At 64.2% G+C, this 16,898-nt stretch carries 17 protein-coding genes, 2 tRNA genes and 1 pseudogene; 10 read left to right on the forward strand and 10 right to left on the reverse strand.

Annotated elements, in window-relative coordinates; all coding sequences use genetic code 11:
• Positions 1-18 precede the first annotated feature (18 nt).
• The 5 genes and pseudogenes from G432_RS02250 to G432_RS23085 form a co-directional block, all read left to right on the forward strand.
• Positions 19-1,227: a trans-sulfuration enzyme family protein gene (locus tag G432_RS02250; protein WP_015457190.1), complete on the forward strand. Its 1,209-nt coding sequence runs from the start codon at positions 19-21 to the stop codon at positions 1,225-1,227.
• The gene (gene apaG / locus G432_RS02255; RefSeq protein ID WP_015457191.1) at positions 1,227-1,631 is read left to right on the forward strand and encodes a Co2+/Mg2+ efflux protein ApaG; all 405 of its coding nucleotides are present in this window, start codon (positions 1,227-1,229) and stop codon (positions 1,629-1,631) included. Before G432_RS02250 ends, apaG begins: the two co-directional genes overlap by 1 nt.
• A complete protein-coding gene (locus tag G432_RS02260) occupies positions 1,628-2,416 on the forward strand; it encodes a LysR family transcriptional regulator (protein ID WP_015457192.1) in 789 nt (262 codons plus the stop codon). The genes apaG and G432_RS02260 overlap by 4 nt, the downstream gene beginning before the upstream one ends.
• A 127-nt stretch (positions 2,417-2,543) precedes the next feature.
• Positions 2,544-2,619: transfer RNA gene (locus G432_RS02265), tRNA-Ala, on the forward strand.
• Positions 2,620-2,769: 150 nt separating this feature from the next.
• Positions 2,770-2,999 (forward strand): annotated as a pseudogene (locus G432_RS23085) (nucleotidyltransferase); the annotation flags it as partial.
• Positions 3,000-3,036: 37 nt separating this feature from the next.
• Here G432_RS23085 and G432_RS02270 read toward each other — a convergent pair.
• The 6 genes from G432_RS02270 to G432_RS22260 all read right to left on the reverse strand — a co-directional run bounded on the left by G432_RS02270 (position 3,037) and on the right by G432_RS22260 (position 8,499).
• Positions 3,037-3,846, reverse strand: coding sequence for a family 1 encapsulin nanocompartment shell protein (locus G432_RS02270; protein WP_015457193.1), 810 nt, complete (start codon positions 3,844-3,846; stop codon positions 3,037-3,039).
• On the reverse strand, positions 3,839-4,927 hold the full coding sequence (locus G432_RS02275) for a Dyp-type peroxidase (protein ID WP_015457194.1): 1,089 nt from the start codon (positions 4,925-4,927) through the stop codon (positions 3,839-3,841). The genes G432_RS02270 and G432_RS02275 overlap by 8 nt, the downstream gene beginning before the upstream one ends.
• 106 nt (positions 4,928-5,033) lie before the next feature.
• Positions 5,034-6,194 (reverse strand): NAD-dependent formate dehydrogenase, encoded by a 1,161-nt coding sequence (locus G432_RS02280; RefSeq protein WP_015457195.1) that lies wholly within the window; start codon positions 6,192-6,194, stop codon positions 5,034-5,036.
• 119 nt (positions 6,195-6,313) lie between these two features.
• Positions 6,314-7,225 carry a LysR family transcriptional regulator gene (locus G432_RS02285; protein WP_015457196.1) on the reverse strand — a complete coding sequence of 304 codons (912 nt, stop codon included), beginning with the start codon at positions 7,223-7,225 and terminating at the stop codon, positions 6,314-6,316.
• 459 nt (positions 7,226-7,684) lie between these two features.
• Positions 7,685-8,191 carry a cytochrome P460 family protein gene (locus G432_RS02290; protein WP_015457197.1) on the reverse strand — a complete coding sequence of 169 codons (507 nt, stop codon included), beginning with the start codon at positions 8,189-8,191 and terminating at the stop codon, positions 7,685-7,687.
• Positions 8,192-8,211: 20 nt separating this feature from the next.
• The gene (locus tag G432_RS22260; protein ID WP_084673613.1) at positions 8,212-8,499 is read right to left on the reverse strand and encodes a hypothetical protein; all 288 of its coding nucleotides are present in this window, start codon (positions 8,497-8,499) and stop codon (positions 8,212-8,214) included.
• Here G432_RS22260 and G432_RS02300 point away from each other — a divergent pair, their 5' ends adjacent.
• Genes G432_RS02300 through G432_RS02310 form a run of 3 tightly spaced genes read left to right on the forward strand, consistent with a single transcriptional unit; the run spans position 8,500 to position 12,660 of the window.
• Complete coding sequence (locus G432_RS02300; protein WP_084673614.1) at positions 8,500-10,392, forward strand: flavin-containing monooxygenase; 1,893 nt, start codon at positions 8,500-8,502, stop codon at positions 10,390-10,392.
• Entirely contained in the window at positions 10,389-11,180 is a 792-nt protein-coding gene (locus G432_RS02305) for an SDR family oxidoreductase (RefSeq protein WP_236626833.1), read from the forward strand. The genes G432_RS02300 and G432_RS02305 overlap by 4 nt, the downstream gene beginning before the upstream one ends.
• A 19-nt stretch (positions 11,181-11,199) precedes the next feature.
• Positions 11,200-12,660 carry an aldehyde dehydrogenase family protein gene (locus tag G432_RS02310; protein ID WP_015457201.1) on the forward strand — a complete coding sequence of 487 codons (1,461 nt, stop codon included), beginning with the start codon at positions 11,200-11,202 and terminating at the stop codon, positions 12,658-12,660.
• Here the strand turns inward: G432_RS02310 and G432_RS23090 are convergent.
• Positions 12,612-12,953 carry a hypothetical protein gene (locus G432_RS23090; RefSeq protein ID WP_236626834.1) on the reverse strand — a complete coding sequence of 114 codons (342 nt, stop codon included), beginning with the start codon at positions 12,951-12,953 and terminating at the stop codon, positions 12,612-12,614. The genes G432_RS02310 and G432_RS23090 overlap by 49 nt on opposite strands.
• A gap of 2 nt (positions 12,954-12,955) precedes the next feature.
• Positions 12,956-13,423, reverse strand: a complete 468-nt coding sequence (locus G432_RS23095) for a hypothetical protein (RefSeq protein ID WP_144061976.1) — start codon at positions 13,421-13,423, stop codon at positions 12,956-12,958.
• 42 nt (positions 13,424-13,465) lie between these two features.
• Between G432_RS23095 and G432_RS02315 the strand changes: the two genes are divergently transcribed.
• The gene (locus G432_RS02315; protein ID WP_015457203.1) at positions 13,466-13,900 is read left to right on the forward strand and encodes a hotdog fold thioesterase; all 435 of its coding nucleotides are present in this window, start codon (positions 13,466-13,468) and stop codon (positions 13,898-13,900) included.
• 20 nt (positions 13,901-13,920) lie between these two features.
• Here G432_RS02315 and G432_RS02320 read toward each other — a convergent pair whose 3' ends face one another.
• Both G432_RS02320 and G432_RS02325 read right to left on the reverse strand, forming a co-directional pair.
• Positions 13,921-14,985 (reverse strand): NAD(P)-dependent alcohol dehydrogenase, encoded by a 1,065-nt coding sequence (locus G432_RS02320; RefSeq protein ID WP_236626835.1) that lies wholly within the window; start codon positions 14,983-14,985, stop codon positions 13,921-13,923.
• 118 nt (positions 14,986-15,103) lie between these two features.
• A tRNA-Leu gene (locus G432_RS02325) sits at positions 15,104-15,188 on the reverse strand.
• 373 nt (positions 15,189-15,561) lie between these two features.
• Between G432_RS02325 and G432_RS02330 the strand changes: the two genes are divergently transcribed.
• The gene (locus G432_RS02330; RefSeq protein ID WP_015457205.1) at positions 15,562-16,878 is read left to right on the forward strand and encodes a methyl-accepting chemotaxis protein; all 1,317 of its coding nucleotides are present in this window, start codon (positions 15,562-15,564) and stop codon (positions 16,876-16,878) included.
• Positions 16,879-16,898 lie beyond the last annotated feature (20 nt).

Consider the following 16,898-nt stretch of genomic DNA (forward strand, 5'->3'; position numbering starts at 1 on the left):
CGCTGCAAAGCGATCCCCATGAAGAAGCTCACCGGACAGGATCGTTCCATCACCTCGCGCTGGCGCCCCGCCACCCAGGCCGTTCGCGGCGGCACGGCGCGCTCCAATTATGGCGAGACGAGCGAGGCTTTGTTCCTCACGTCGGGCTACGCTTATGATTGCGCGGGCGATGCCGCCGCCCGCTTCGCCGGCGATCAGCAGGGCATGACCTATTCGCGCCTGCAGAACCCGACGGTGGAGATGCTGGAACAGCGCATCGCTCTGCTGGAAGGCGCGGAAGCCTGCCGGACGATGGCGAGCGGCATGGCCGCGATGACGGCGGCCCTGCTCTGCCAGCTTAGCCAGGGCGACCATATCGTCGCCGGCCGCGCCGCCTTCGGCTCCTGCCGTTGGCTTACCGATACGCTGCTGCCCCGCTTCGGCATCACCGCGACGATCATCGACGCGCGGGACAACGATGCCTGGCGCGCCGCCATCCTGCCGAACACCAGGCTCTTCTTCTTCGAGACGCCGGCCAATCCCACGCTGGACGTGGTCGATCTGGAAGCCGTGTGCCGCATCGCCAAGGACGCCGGCATCCTCACCGTGGTGGACAACGCCTTCGCCACGCCGCTCCTCCAGCGGCCGATGGATTATGGCGCGGACGTGGTCGCTTATTCCGCCACCAAGATGATGGACGGCCAGGGCCGGGTGCTCGCCGGCGCGGTCTGCGGCACGGCCGATTTCATCGAGAACACCCTGCTTTCCTTCACCCGCAACACCGGCCCCACCCTTTCGGCCTTCAACGCCTGGGTGGTGCTGAAGGGCCTGGAAACGCTCGACCTCCGCATCCGCCGCCAGAGCGAGAATGCGCTGAAGGTCGCCCAATTCCTCGAAAAGCGTGTGCCCCGCTTGCTCTATCCGGGGCTTGCCAGCCATCCGCAGCACGATCTTGCGATGAAGCAGATGTCGGCCGGCGGCACGATATTGTCGCTCTACCTCGATGGCGGACGCGCGCAGGCGCACGGGCTGCTCGATGCGCTGGAGCTGGTCGATATCTCCAACAATATCGGCGATTCGCGCTCGCTGATGACGCATCCGGCCTCCACCACCCACAGCGGCCTTTCGGAGGCCGTCCGCGCGGAAATGGGCGTGGAGGAAGGCATGCTCCGCCTGAATGTGGGGCTGGAAGATCCCGAGGACGTGATCGAGGATTTCGATCGCGCACTCAAGGCGGTGGGCCTCTGATGCCGTTCGCCGCGCTCTTTCCCTATAGCGCGGCAACGCGGGACGTGATGGTCCGCGTCTCCGTCAGCTTCCTGCCGGAGCAGTCGGAACCGTCCAAGGGCCGCTGGTTCTGGACCTATCATATCCGCATCGAGAATGACGGACCTTTCGCCGTCCAGCTCCTCCACCGCCACTGGACGATATCGGACGGGCGCGGCGGCAGGCATGAGGTGCAGGGCGAAGGCGTGGTGGGCGAGCAGCCGGTGATCGAGCCCGGATGCAGCTATGATTATGTATCGGGCTGCCCGCTCCACACGCCGACGGGGACCATGGAGGGCAGCTATCATATGGTGGGCGAGGATGGATCAAGCTTCGACGTGCGTATTCCCCGCTTCCAGCTCATCGGCCCGGCGGTGACGGGATGAAGCGGACCCACCTTCCCCTGAACGGCCTGCGCGTGCTGGATGCGGCCGCCCGCCACCTTTCCTTCACCCGCGCGGCGGACGAACTGGCGGTGACGCCGGCGGCCGTGGGCCAGCAGATCCGCGCGCTGGAAGATACGCTGGGCGTGGTGCTGTTCCGCCGCACCGCCAAGGGGCTGGAACTGACGCCGGAAGGCGCCGCCGGCCTCGATGCGCTGCGTGCGGGCTTCCTCCAGTTCGAGGAGGCGGTGCGCGCCATGCAGGCGGGCCAATCCTCCAAGACGCTGACGATCGCCGCCCCGCGCGATCTCACCGCCAAATGGCTGAGCGCGCGCCTCGCCGCGTACGGCCGCACCGATCCCGAACTGCGCTTCGTGCTGATCGCGGCGGACGAGGAGCTGGATTTCACCCAGGCCAATCTCGATCTGGCGATTCGCTTCGTCGGCAATGCCGGCGAGCACGAGGGCGCCCCCCTCCCCGCGCCCGGCTTCGTCACCGTCGGCGTGGACGGCGGCAACGAGGCGCTGATCGGCTGGCCCGGCTGCCCGGCCAGCGACGTGGCCACCGCCCCGCTCACCGTGGCGGATGCCGGCCTCGCCATCGATGCCGCCGCGTCGGGCTTCGGCCGGGCCTGCGTGCCCGCCTTGCTGGCGGAGGCGGACATCGCCACCGGCCGCGTGAAATCCTATGCCAACCTGCCCGAAGGCCCGTCCTACTGGCTGCTCGCGCCGCTCCCGCAATGGCGGCAGAAGAAGGTGAAGGCGCTGGTTTCCGCCCTGCTGGACTGATCCGCGCGCGGCCCCGCCGTGGGCCGTTCGCCAGGGCATCCGCGGAATGAAAGAAATCTTTGAAAAATTCGACGCGATGGGCGTTGCATCCCCGGAAAGCTGCCGCTAAAGGGACCGCCTCGGGCGAGGGGCTGTAGCTCAGATGGGAGAGCGCTGCAATCGCACTGCAGAGGTCAGGGGTTCGATTCCCCTCAGCTCCACCAGACCCGAAGACGCTGATATCACTTTGAAAAAGTGATCCACCGAGGCCCTTAAGCAGGCCCAAAATCACATCCAAAACGAGCTTCTGGTATCGCACTGGTATCGCAAACGCCTTTTGGCTTCCCGCTACAATGGCGCGAAGCAGATTAGGCGTGCGAACCGACCTCGATCACCGTCCGGCAGCGAAGCAGCGCGAACTGGAACGCGCGATCGCAATCCTGTTTGAAGGGGGGCAACGATGTCGCCATGCTGGCGAGCGTAAGCTCGCCCGTGTCCCCAAGATCATCCTTTATGGCAGCCATGCAGGGGCTGGGTCGATGAACCGTATATTGCGAAGGGCTATCGATCGGATTTCGACCTACTGATCATCGTCAACTACAAGGCCGTCGCCGCCTCCCCCTAAGTCAGCGGGCCGGCAGTTATTCGCGTTGCGAAACCTCGAGCGCCACGGCGGCTTCGGTGGTCAGCAGCCGGAAGGTGAAGCTCTCCTGCAGATATAGCTCGACCATCTTGTCCGTATGGCTGAGATAGCCGATGGACAGATCCTGCCCAAGGTCCAGCTCGAAATCTCCGCCCCGCGTGGTCAGTACCAGGCCGCCCGCGATGCCGGGCGCCCAGACGATCTCTCCCTCCACGAGGCGCCGGATATGCTGCAGCACCGGGTAGCCTTCCTCGCTGCCGCCGCTGACCGCGGTGAACGGGTCGTCGCCCAGCACGAGCCGATAGGGCCCTTCCACGCCGGCGAGGCGCAGCCGGTCGACCGCCTGGGCAACGACGGCGGGATAGCCCGAGACGTCCGGGGGAAGCGTCACCGCCTCGTTGCTGGCGCCCGGACGGATGCCGCCGATATCCGCGCCGGCATAGCCGTCGAAAACCGCACGATTTTCGGCATAAGCGATCTTGCGCGCGGCTTCCTTCAGCGGTGCCCAGTCGGAATCCTCGGAACCGCGCTCCACGTCGTCGATCGCCGCGCGGGTGAGCGTAAACGGCACGCGCAGCTCAACGACGGCATTGGCGGTGCGCCGCACTGCCTCGACACCATCGGCCGGCGCCTCGATCGCTTTGGTATGGCCCGTGCTTATGGCAGCGAGCGTGGTCCCCTTCGGATCCGGCACGTCCACGACCCGGCGCGCTGCAAGATAGCGCTTGAGGGTACGGGTGGCCTCCTGGTCGATTTGCTCCCAGGCGGGGTCGGAGATCGGGGCGAGTTCGCGATGGAGGTTATTCATGTCCTGCCTCGTCTTTGAGTGATCCAATGCGGAGCGATCCGTTCGATGCTGGCTCGGGCGCCGGCGGCGCGGGCGCTTCGGGTATCGTCTCATCGCCACCGCTATCGTTGCCGTCGGCCATGGGCGGTTCTGGCGTTACCGCGTCCAGAAAGTCGGCCGACGGCACGAAATAGAGCGAGCCGGTCACCGCCCGGCTGACGTCGAGCAGGCGATCGTAATTGCCCGGCGGCAGGCCGATGAACATATTGTCGAGCATCCGCTCGATCCGCGCAGGCGAGCGGGCATAACCGATGAAATATGTCCCGAACTCGCCCTTGCCGACATCGCCGAACGGCATATTGTCGCGCAGGATCTGCAGCTGCTCGCCATTCTCTTCGATGTTCGTCAGCACGTTGTGCGCAAAGCTCGGCTTGGCCGCCTCGTCCAGCTCGACGTCCGACAGCTTCTCGCGCCCGACGATCTTCTCCTGCTGCTCGACGGGAATCGCGTTCCACTTGGCGATGTCGTGAAGGTATTTCTGGACGATCACATAGCTGCCGCCGGCGAAGATCGGATCATCCTCCAGGCCAATGACGGTGGCGTCGATCGCCGCCTGCTCGACGGGATTCTCCGTCCCGTCGACAAATCCCAGCAGGTCGCGATCGTCGAAATAGCGGAAGCCATGCACTTCGTCCGTCACCGACGCGAGGCCGGCAAGCCGCTTCATGATCTGCGCCGCCATCTCGAAGCACAGGTCCATGCGCGCGGCGCGGATGTGGAACAGCAGGTCGCCTGGGGTGGACGGCGCATGATGCACGCCGCGGATTTCGCGGAAAGGATGCAGTTCCCTGGGCCTTGGGGCTCCGAACAGCCGGTCCCATGCCTCGGAGCCGATGCCCATGATGCAGGAGAGCCCGCCGTCCGCCGCCCGGAACCCAACGCCGCGCACCAGCGACGATAGAATGGCGCAAAGGCCACGCACCGCAGCCTCTGGCTTGTCCCCCGCACCCATGGTGACGACCAGAAAGATGGCGGCGCGGGTGAGCCGCGCATCAACAGCCTGGGAACGGGCGGTAACATCTTGAGAGACAGTAGAGGGCACGCTCGACTCCTTGGCAGCCGGATCAACGACCATCCGTATGGCACGGCAGACGAGACATGGCCGGTCGCCCGAAGGAGGGCGCGCCGACTCATGTCCAAGGCTATCCTTAAGTCAGCTTGTAGGATGTGGCTCCGGTGCCGGCGAGCACCCCGCTATCTACGATCAGATATTCGTCGCGGATCGGCGTGCCGTCGAACCAGCTCTCCAGGATTTCCAGCGTGCCGGCCGCATAGCGCGCCTGCGCTGAAAGCGATGTGCCCGAGATGTGCGGCGTCATGCCGTTCCACGGCATCGTTCGCCAGGGATGATCAGCCGGGGCCGGCTGCGGGAACCAGACGTCTCCCGCATACCCGGCGAGATGGCCCGATTCGAGCGCCCGCACGATGGCGTCGCGCTCGACCAGCTTTCCGCGCGCGGTGTTGATGAGGTAGGCACCGCGCTTCATCTTCGCCAACATCGCTTCGTTGAAGAAATGCTCGGTCGAGGGATAGAGCGGCATCTGGAGGTTGACGATATCGACCGCCTTCACCAGCGACTCCGCATCCGGATGGAAGGTCAGGTCCAGCTCCTTTTCGACCTCGGGAGCAAGACGATGCGGATCGGTGTAATGGAGATGAAGCCCGAAGGGCTTGAGCCGGCGCAGCACGGCAAGGCCGATCCGGCCCGCCGCGATCGTGCCGAAGTGCATCCCCTCGACGTCATAGCTGCGCTCCACGCAATCGGCGATGTTCCAGCCGCCTTCGACGGCGATCTTGTGCGATGGCAGATAGTTCCGAACCAGCGACAGGATCATCATCACCACATGCTCGGCGACGCTGATGCTGTTGGACCCGGTGACTTCGGCGACGGTTATGTGCGCCCGCGCCGCCGCCTCCAGATCGGTGTGGTCGGAGCCGATGCCGGCCGTGACGACCAGCTTCAGCTTCTTCGCCTTGGCGATCCGCTCGGCGGTCAGATAGGCGGGCCAGAAGGGCTGGGAAATCACGATCTCGGCGTCGGGAAGATGCTTCTCGAACTCTGAATCCGGACCGTCCTTGTCGCTGGTGACGATCAGCTCATGGCCGTTCTTTTCCAGATACGCGCGCAGGCCCAGTTCGCCCGAGACGCAGCCGACCAGGTCGCCGGGCTTGAACCCGAGCGGCCCCTTCGGCGTCGGCGCGGTCTGGCCGTTGGCGTAGCCGGTGATGGTGGGGATGTCGTCCCGCGCATATTTCGGCGGGTAGCCATCGACCGGGTCGGGATAGAGAACACAGAGAACCCTGGCCATTGGAATGCCTCCTTGAATGGCTGGCCCGGCGATTTGCTCGCGCCGCCGTCAAGGAAAGCTGGACCCGAGCCCCCGGAGGGTCCAATCGTTTGCCCAAACCTCGTGATAACCGGAGATTATCAAGCCGGATCGGCCAAGGCTCCGTTGAGCATTGCCTCCAGGTCGAGATTGCCCGCGATCCGCCACGCCGCCTGCGACAGCACGGGCTGGTTCTCGCGGCGCAGGCGGACGAGGCAAACATCCTCGGTATGTCCAGGCGTGATGTGGTGAATCCGAAGCCCGCCGCCTTCGGCATGGGTCGACAAGACGCTGAGCGGCATGACGCTGAACGCTCGCCCGCTCCGGCATTCGACGAGCAGAGCGCGGATCGCGTTCGTCTCCAGCACAACCTTCGGCATCGCGCCCACGTCCTTGAAAATCTCTTCCAGCATCTGCCGGTTCTGCATGTCACGGCTCAGCAGGCAGAGCGGCAGGTCGGCGACGTCGGCCCAGCTCAATTCGTGCGGCAGCGAGGTCTGTTCGCTGGCGACGAGGACGTAGCGCTCCGAGAATAGCGGCATCACGTCATAGCCGTCGCCAGCCAACGATCGGTCGTAAAGCATCCCCAGGTGGAGGTCCTGAGACTTCAGCCGCTGGAGAATCTCCGGCGTGCTGAGCGACATAACCTTAAGGGTGAGCTGCGGGAGGATTTCCCGATATTCCGCGCTCAGCAGCGTGGCGGCATGAATTGCGGTCGGAATACCACCAATCGACAGATGCCCTTGTGGCACGCTTCGCACCAGATCGGCTTCCTGCCTCAATCCCTCCAGCGAGGCCAGCATTTGACGGACCCACAGGATAACGCGCTCGCCTTCTGGCGTTATCCCCTCGAAGGTGCGGTTGCGCTTGATGATCGTGATGCCTAGCTCGCGTTCCAGTTCCCTGATCCCGTTCGACAAGGCCGGCTGCGAGACATGGCAGCTTTCCGCTGCGCGGCCGAAATGCCGATGCTTGTCCAGGGCGATCAGATAGTTGAGCTGGCGTATGAACATTCAGAACACCCAGGGCAGCCGTCGGCAGCAGGCGTATAGCTCAATGCCGCGAGAACCAACTCCCAAGGCTATTGTAGCCTAGGTTCAGGACCTATTAAATTGCTTGCGGGGTGGCGAAAGATGCGGCGGCAAAAGGACCCGGCCGCTGATTCAGCCAATCTGAATTGACTGCTCCCGCGACGGCTGATCGGAACTGACGGCAAGTCTCAGGCACCGCCGCCTTCGGGCGATAAGATAGGAACAGCAAACCTTCGCGGCGGCGAATGCAGTCTCGCCAAGAGTGTCTGCTCGCACCAGAATCGGTCATTCGTTCCCCATCGAGCGGCCCGGCAAGAATGCGCCCATTTTGGCCGTTTGCCTCCCCTTCGCCAGGACTGGAAGCGGCCGTTCGCTTATGTGATAACGGCCCCCGCGCCCGATCTTACAGTAGGTTAGTCCGCACAGTGACAAAGACACTGGTCAGGGGGCAAACCTCGTGAACACGAAGTCATGTCCCTTCACGCGGGCTTCGTGACAAGCGAAGCAGGTTCGATGCTGAACTTCGTCCACCGGCTTCCCGCCGATGAACCGGCCAAAGCCCCAGCCCCCGGTTGCTGCGTACCGCCTGGAATCCTTGACCATGACCTGCACGGTCGTGGCGGAGCCTGGAATGGCGGCCGGCTCGAATTCCTGAGAGGGCGTGCGCTTCCAGGCAAGTTTGACCAGAACTGTCCCATCCGGGAACGGCAGGGTGCCGCTGCGATAGGCGTCGATCGCCGTCCTGTTCCCGACGATGGCGCGAAGCTCATTCAGCGGCTCCCCTTCCAGGGCGGGCGCGATCAATTCCCATTGGCGATACCCCTCGGGGAGCGAAACGCCGTAAATCGGCGAAACGGATCTCGCGTCGCCCTCCCCTTGCGCGCGTGATGCCATGGTCAGGGGGATGAACAGCGCTCCCACGAGCGGCAGGATGTGAACCGTCCTCATCGGTTGTCTCCGTCCTGTCCTCAGAGCCGATCAACATCGATGACGGCAAGCGCGAACGCCCGCGGCGCTTCCTGGGGCAGATTGTGGCCGATGCCGCCCGGTATCAGCCGGTGTTCGTATCGGCCGGTGAACTTGTTTCGATAAGCGGTGGGGTCCGGATGAGGTGCGCCGTTCGCGTCGCCCTCGAGCGTGATCGTCGGCACGGAAATCGCCGGGGCTGCGGCGAGCCGGGCTTCGAGCGCATCATAAACGGGCTCTCCCGTCGCCAAGCCTAGCCGCCAGCGATAGTTATGGATGACGATAGCCACATGGTCAGGGTTCGCAAATGCCTGAGCGGATCGCTCGAACGTGGCATCATCAAAGCTCCACTTCGGCGACGCAATCTTCCAGATGAGCTTGGCGAAATCATTCCGGTTCGCTTCATAGCCGAGCCGGCCGCGCTCGGTGGCGAAATAGAATTGATACCACCATTGCAGTTCGGCGGCCGGAGGCAAAGGCGCGCGATTGGCCACCTGGCGGCCGATCCCCACGCCGCGTCCGACAGCCGCGCGCCTTTGCGGGATAGCGTCGATGTCCTGATCGTCGGCGGTGGTTTCGGCGGCCTGCTCACCGCCGCACGAATGCGTGCTGCGGGCATCCGAAAAGTGCGGATCGTCGATGCTGCCAGCGATGTCGGCGGGACCTGGTACTGGAACCGTTATCCAGGCGCCGCCTGCGACGTCGAATCCTACATCTATTTTCCGCTGCTTGAGGAAACGGGCTACATGCCCGTCGAGCGTTACTCCAAGGCGGCAGAAATCCGTGCGCATTGCCGCCGCATTGCCGAACATTACCGCCTCTACGACGATGCTGTCTTCTCGACGCAGGTCACCGCGCTCGATTGGGACGGGCCCGCCGCGCGATGGATCGTGACGACCGACCGCGGCGATCGCATCCTGGCGCAATTCGTCGTGCTGACGACCGGTCCGCTCAACAAACCGAAGCTGCCTGCCATTCCGGGCATCGAAACCTTCACGGGGCACAGCTTCCACACCAGCCGTTGGGATTATGAATATACCGGTGGGAGCGCGGATACGCCGCTCGACCGGCTGCATGACAAGCGCGTCGGTATCATAGGCACGGGTGCCACCGGGGTGCAGTGCATCCCGCCCCTCGCACATTCGGCCGAGCATCTGTACGTTTTCCAGCGCACGCCATCATCCGTCGATGCCCGCAACAATGCCCCGACCGATCCGGCATGGGTGGCCAGCCTGAAGCCGGGCTGGCAGCAGCAAAGGATCGAGAGTTTTACCCACCAGCTCGCCGGCAATCTGGCCGAGCCCGATCTGGTGGCCGATGGCTGGACGGTGCTGGCGCAGGCCGTGCGTGAAAAGCTTGCGGCCGATCCCTCCGCCACGGCCGATGCCGCCGCCCTGCTGGAGCAGGCCGACCTTGAGAAGATGGCGCAGATCCGCGCGCGGATCGACAGCATCGTCACCGATCCGGCAACCGCCGAGGCGCTGAAGCCGTGGTTCAGCCTCTTCTGCAAGCGTCCATGCTTCCACGACGAATATCTCCAGATATTCAATCGACCGAACGTGACCCTGGTCGATACCGCGGGGCGCGGCGTGGAACGGATTACCGAGGCAGGCGTGGTTGCCGCAGGGAGAGAATATCCGCTCGATTGCCTGATCTTCGCGACCGGCTTCGAAGTCGGCACCGATTTTTCAAGGCGGTCGGGATTTGCCGTGCGCGGCGTGGATGGCGTCACGCTGAGCGATAAATGGGCCGAAGGCATGACAACCTTGCACGGCCTGCATAGCCGCGGCTTTCCCAATTGCTTCGTCATCAGCCACGCGCAGGCGGGCATGTCGGCCAACTTCCCGCATATGCTGGACGAACAGGCCCGGCATCTCGCTTATCTCGTCGGAACCTGTCTCGATCGCGGTATCGAAACGGTGGAGGCGACGGCCGAGGCCGAACAGGACTGGGTCGACACGATCCTTTCCATGAGCGAGGCACGCCGAAAGTTCCTCGAAGCCTGCACCCCCGGCTATTATAACAATGAGGGGCGGATGACGGACGCGGCCGCCCGCAGCGCGCCTTATGGCGCAGGCCCCATCGCCTTCATCCAATTGCTCAGGTCGTGGCGCGAGGAAGGCCTGCTGTCAGGTCTCGAGCAGAATGGCGAGCACGCACGATCGCACCGGAAGGGCCAATGATGACGCAAACCCGTAAAGCGAAGTCGATCTTCATCACCGGCGCAGCGTCCGGCATGGGCCGCGCGACGGCGCTGCTGTTCGCGAGCAGGGGCTGGTTCGTCGGCGCATTCGATGTCGATGTGGCCGGCCTGGAAACGCTCAAGACGGAAATCGGGCCGGACAATGGCCTGCTCCTGGAGCTTGACGTCACCGATCAGGTGGCCTTCGAGGCGGCGTTCGACCAATTCGGCTCGATCACCGGCGGCACGCTGGACCTGATGTTCAACAATGCGGGTACGGCGGTCGGAGGGTTTCTCGACGAAATGGACTGGGACGACATCATGAAGGTCGTCAACGTCAACTTCCTCGGCGTCATGATCGGCATCCGCGCCGCGATGCCGCTGCTGAAGGCGACACCCGGCGCGCTCTGCCTCACAACCTCCTCCTCATCATCGATCTGGGGGACTCCGGGGATCTCGGTTTACTCGGCGACCAAGCATGCCGTCCGGGGCCTGACCGAGGCGCTGTCCGTGGAGCTGAAGCGCCATGGGATACGCGCCGCGGACCTGCTGCCCGGCCTGATCGACACGCCGATCCTGTCGCCGGCCCTGCGCGCGATGGCCCCCCCTGAGGGAATGTGGCGCCTGGTGCCGCCCACGGAGGTCGCCGAAGCGGCGTGGGCGGCCTATCACGGCGATAAAGTCCACTGGTATGTGCCGGAAGGGTTGAAGGAATTCGATCTGGAAGCGACCGCCGATCCCGAAACGGTGCGGGAAGAACGGGCGGCGCTTGCCGGCCTGATCGGCTAGCAGGAAGAGGATCATCTGAATGTCGATCCTGGAAATGACGACCGAAGGTCTCGCGCCGGCAACTGCGAACGATGAGACGGAAATCGCCGCGCTCCATATTGCTTTCGAAGCCCAGCGCCGGGCCTTCGCGACCGACAGGAACCCATCGCTCGACGAACGCCGGAACCGCATCGAAACGCTGATGGCTATGATGGCAGCCAATCGCGAGCGGATCAGCGCCGCAATGAACGCCGATTTCGGCATCCATCCGGCTCCGGCATCGGATCTGCTCGAAGTGTTGAGCGTGCTCGGCCGTGCGCGCTATGTGCTCGACCATCTTGAAGAATGGATGCGGCCGTCGCCCCGCGACGTGGATAGCGGCCTGTTCGGCTCGGCCTCGGCATATGCCCAGAGCCAGCCCAAGGGCATCATCGGCAATATGATCCCGTGGAATTTCCCGTTCGATATCGGGGTCGGGCCGGTGATCGAAATGCTGGCCGCAGGCAATCGCGTCATATTGAAGCCTTCGGAATATGCGCCCGCCTGTGCCGCTCTGCTGCGGGAGATGATAGCGGCGGCATTCGATCCGGCCCTGGTTTATGTCGCCGTCGGCGGAACAGCGCTGGCGCGCGCCTTTGCCGCCCTGCCCTGGGATCATCTGCTCTATACAGGCAGCCCCAATGTCGGCCGCGAGATCATGGCAGCCGCCGCCCGCAACCTCACGCCGGTAACCCTGGAACTGGGCGGCAAATGCCCCGCGCTGCTGACCACGGGATCAATCACGCCGCGCAATGTGGAAGCCGTGATCGGAACCAAGGCCATCAAGAATGGCCAGATGTGCATCTCGGTCGATTATTGCATGGTTCCGGGCAAGGAGCTCGAAACGTTCATTCATCTGGCGGAGCACTATGCTGCCAGCGTGGCGGAACAGGCCGGGAACTCCGACCGCACCGGCATCATATCCGAACGGCATTTCGACCGGCTGGAATCCATGTTGCAGGAAGCGCGCGATAGAGGAAGCCGGATCGTGCAGCTTGGGACCGGCCATGCGGACAGGGCAGAACGCAGCATGCCCATGGTCCTGGTTATCGATCCCCCGCCCGACTTGCGGATCATGCGGGAGGAGATTTTCGGCCCGATCCTGCCGGTCATATCTTATGACGACCTCGACGCCGCGCTCGACACGATCAATGCGGGCGAACGGCCGCTGGGTCTCTATGTTTTCGGGGAAGACCAGCCCCTGATCGATCATGTGCTCGCAACGACGATATCCGGCGGCGCCGTGGTCAATGGCTGCGCCCTTCAAGGCGCGCTCCCGTCGCTCGGGTTTGGCGGCATCGGCATAAGCGGCATGGGACGCCATCATGGAATTGACGGATTTCGTGAATTTTCGAACCGACGCGGCATCGTCATGCGCGGGACCGACGACATGATCGACGCCTTTTTCCCACCTTATGACAAGGCTCGACAATTAGTTGCGGCAGCCTTTCCGCCATCGTGAGGCGCGACCAGGGTTCCGAACTGGGCGATTGGCGCCCTGCCTGCTGCCGTCAGCAGCAGCAGGATGAAACCCCGGCGATAGAGGAGCTTCTCGTCGACGAGTGCCTTAAGTAGCCATCCGATCTCGTCGCTGTCCAGGAAGCGCTTGTCCGTCTTGGAGCCCATCGAAAACCAGCTGGGGTTCAGCGTGGGCGCAGGATGGGCGGCGAGCTCGATGCCTGCCATCCGACCTTCACGACCCGAACACCAGCGGAGAAAACAGCTGAGCTCGCCAGCCATCTTGTTGACGCGCACCTTCAATGTCCTGGCCTTAAACGGTGTCCCAGCACTCGTTCTCGGTAAGTTGGCCGGGTATCGTCCTGCCGATTCGCGGCTTGAGGTCGCGGCGGAAGATCGCCCTTGTCGGACAATGTTCGTAGCTTGAGGGTTTTCCGATCGCCGCGCCGCATCGCTTCCATACAAAGCCCATAGACAACTTCGACCATGAGCGCCCTGGCCTTCAGCCCGCATGTTTCACGCGCGGATCCAACGTGAGAGAACTGCCGCACTGGTATCGCAAATTGCTCAATTTGATAAAAAAATTGGCAAATTTTCCTTGACAAAAAATCAAGAAATGGCGGAAAAGTGCCATCTTTAAGGCTCAGATGGCACAACCGCACTGCAGAGGTCAGGGGTTCGATTCCCCTCAGCTCCACCAGACCCGAACTTTCCGGAACCGGATCATGACGGCTCAGGCCACCGCGTTTCATCGCGATCCGGCGCATCCTGGTCTCCAGCCAATCCCGCACCTGTGAAGGGCACGCACCTTGGCAATCTGGCATAACGAAAGCATCGATCTCCAGGCGCTCACCGCCTTGGGCACGAACAACATGGCTGGCCATCTCGGCATCGAGTTCACCGATATCGGCGACAACTGGATCAAGGCCCGCATGCCGGTGGATGAACGCACCCGCCAGCCTTATGGCCGGCTGCACGGCGGCGCATCAGTGGCGCTGGCCGAAACGCTCGGCTCGGTCGCGGGCGTGCTCACCGTCGATCCCGCCACCACCGCCGTGGTCGGCATGGAAATCAACGCCAACCATATCCGCCCGGTGAAGGACGGCTTCGTCCATGCGGTCGCGACCGCCGAATCGATCGGCCGCACCACCCAGATCTGGACGATCCGCATCACCGATGCCGAGGAACGCCTCGTCTGCCTGTCGCGCATCACCCTCGCGGTCATTCCCCTCGCCAGGGCATAAGGCGGCGCCCTGCCCCCCTCTCAGGGTTTGATCGCGACCTTCAGCACGCCGTCGCGCTGGTGCGCGAACAGGTCGTAGGCGGTCTCGATATTGTCGAGGGAGAAATGGTGGGTGACGAGCGGCTCGGTGTTCACCCGGCCCGACCCGATCGTGTCGATCAGCCGGCGCATCCGTTCCTTGCCGCCGGGGCAGAGCGTGGTGATGATCTTGTTGTCGCCCAGCCCCGCCGCAAAGGCATCCACGGGGATGCGCAGATCCTCCGAATAGACGCCCAGGGACGATAGCGTGCCGCCCGGCCGCAGCACGCGCAGCCCCGCCTCGAACGTGGTCTGCGTGCCCAGCGCCTCGATCGAAACGTCCACGCCGCGCCCGCCGGTCAGCTTCAATATCTCGGATACCGGATCGACCTTGGTGAAATCCACCACATGATCCGCCCCCATGGCCCGCGCGATCTCCGCGCGGGCGGGGATCGATTCCACCGCGATTATCAGGCTCGCCCCCATCAGCCGCGCGCCGGCCGTGGCGCAGAGGCCGATCGGTCCCTGGGCGAACACCGCCACCATGTCGCCGATCTTCACCTTGCCCGATTCCGCGCCGCTGAAGCCGGTGGACATGATGTCCGGGCACATCAGCACCTGCTCGTCGGTCAGCCCGTCGGGCACCGGGGCAAGATTGGCCATCGCATCGGGCACCAGCAGATATTCCGCCTGCGCGCCGTCGATGGTGTTGCCGAACCGCCAGCCTCCGGCCGCCTTCCAGCCATGCCCGCCAGGGCCTCCGCACTGCGCGCCGCAGCCCGACAAGGAAGCGTTGGAATAGCCGCTCGGCGTGATGGCGCCCGCGATCACCCGCTGCCCCTCGCTATAGCCCTGCACCGCCGATCCCAGCTTCTCGATGATGCCCACCGGCTCGTGGCCGATCGTCAGCCCCGGCGCGACCTTATATTCGCCCTTCAATATATGGATGTCGGTGCCGCAGATGGTGGTGGTGGTGATGCGGATCAGCGCATCCAGCGGCCCCACATCCGGTATCGGCTTCTCGCCGAGGATGATCCGCCCCGGTTCGACGAAAATCGCGGCCTTCATCGATTGCGCCATGCCACCGCCTCCCGCTGGACGCCCCGGCGGCGCCAGCCGGTAAACTCGCCATGGCGATTATCGATCCCCGGAAAGGCCTTGCCGGAAATATTCCCCGGAAACGGGATGGTGCGGGCGGTCGGGCTCGAACCGACACTCCTTTCGGAACCGGATTTTGAGTCCGGCGCGTCTACCAGTTTCACCACGCCCGCACAGGCATTGGCCGGGGTCCGAATGGCAAAATCTCGGCGGCTCGTCCAGCGCCTTCATGCGCATCGCGCGCATCTTGCCCGCCAAAAGAAAAAGCGAAGAAATGGTGGCCTTATAATGCCGCCTCGGCCCGGGCCTTTCCTTATCCTCACCGGATCGGCTGCCGTATTTCCCCCCCCGCCCCTCGGGAAACAATTATGCGCCGTAACACGCGATGCGCGGCCTCCCTTCTATAATGGGTCCGACGGACCGTTATAGGCGGCTGGGGCGATTGAGGAAATTGCGTATAGATTTCAGTTTGTTCGAATATTCCATCTAATCGTCCGGCCAGATTTCCTGTGCGTCGTCCGTAACGACCAGAGAAGGAAATGTGGGATGAACTGGTTCACTGCTGACGCACCGATCCGGTTGAAGTTGCTTATTGCGTTCGGAACGATGTCCTTTCTCGTCGCCATCCAGCCGATGGCGGCACTGCTTTTCGGCGGCACGACGGCACTTGCCGTCGGCGGCGCCGTTCTTGTTGTCGCCATCCTTCTGGGCGCGTGGTTCCGCCGCGCGATCTCCACCCCCTATGTCGCCACCGTCGTGCGCATGGAGGCGCTGGCGGCCGGCGATCTCGAAAGCCCGATCGCCTTCACCGAATATCGCGATTGCGTGGGCCGGATGACCAAGGCGATGTTCGCCTTCCGCGACAATGCCCGGCAGCAGATCGCGCTCAACCAGGAAGCCCAGCGCAATGCGGAGATCGTGCGCGGCATGACCGCCAATCTCCAGCGCCTTGCCGGGGGCGACCTTACCGCGGAGATTCGCGAGGATTATCCGGAAAGCTATGCGGAGCTGCGCGCCAATTTCAACGCCGCGCTCGGCTCGCTCCGCCAGCTCATCGGATCGGTCACGGCCAGCGCCGCCACCATCCGCACCGGCAGCAGCGAGATCGCGCACGCATCGGAGGATCTCGCCCGCCGCACGGAAAGCAACGCCGCCAGCCTGGAGCAGACATCCGCCTCGATCACCGAGATGGACGAACGGCTCCGCGCGACGGCGGAGGCCGCGAACGGCACGGTCGAACGCGCCAACGGCGCGCTCGAGGTCGTCTCCAACGGCCGTGCGCTCGCCGAGGACGCGGTCGAGGCCATGGGCCGGGTGAGCGAAAGCGCCAAGGGCATAGACAGCGTGATCGAGGGGCTGGACAAGATCGCCTTCCAGACCCGCGTTCTCGCCATGAACGCGGCGGTCGAGGCCGGCCGCGCCGGCGAGGCGGGCCGTGGCTTCGCGGTCGTCGCCGATCTGGTCAGCGCACTCGCCATGCGCGCCGAGGAGGAAGCCAAGCGCGCCCGCGACCAGCTAACCGTCACCCAGACCGATATCGTGACGGCCGTGGCCACGGTGCAGAAGGTCGATGCCGCGCTCGACGGCATTTCCACCAATGTCGACGAGGTGCATGCGCTGCTGGAGCGGATCGCCGACGAAAATCGCGCGCAATCGAGCGCGATCGCGCAGATCACCGCCGCCATCTCGACCATGGACCGCGCCACCCAGCAAAATGCCGCGATGGTGGAGCAGACCTCCGCCGCCGCGCGCAACCTGATGGGCGAGGTCGGCAGCCTGGCCGATCAGGCCGGCCAGTTCCGCATCGGCGGCGACGATCCCGGCCGGGTCGCGGCCCTGCGGCCGGCGCTGAAGGCGGCCTGAAGCCTGAGGGACGGCGTGGG

Origin of the sequence: Sphingomonas sp. MM-1 (assembly GCF_000347675.2) — a bacterium.
GTDB classification, from domain to species: Bacteria; Pseudomonadota; Alphaproteobacteria; order Sphingomonadales; family Sphingomonadaceae; genus Sphingomonas_E; species Sphingomonas_E fennica.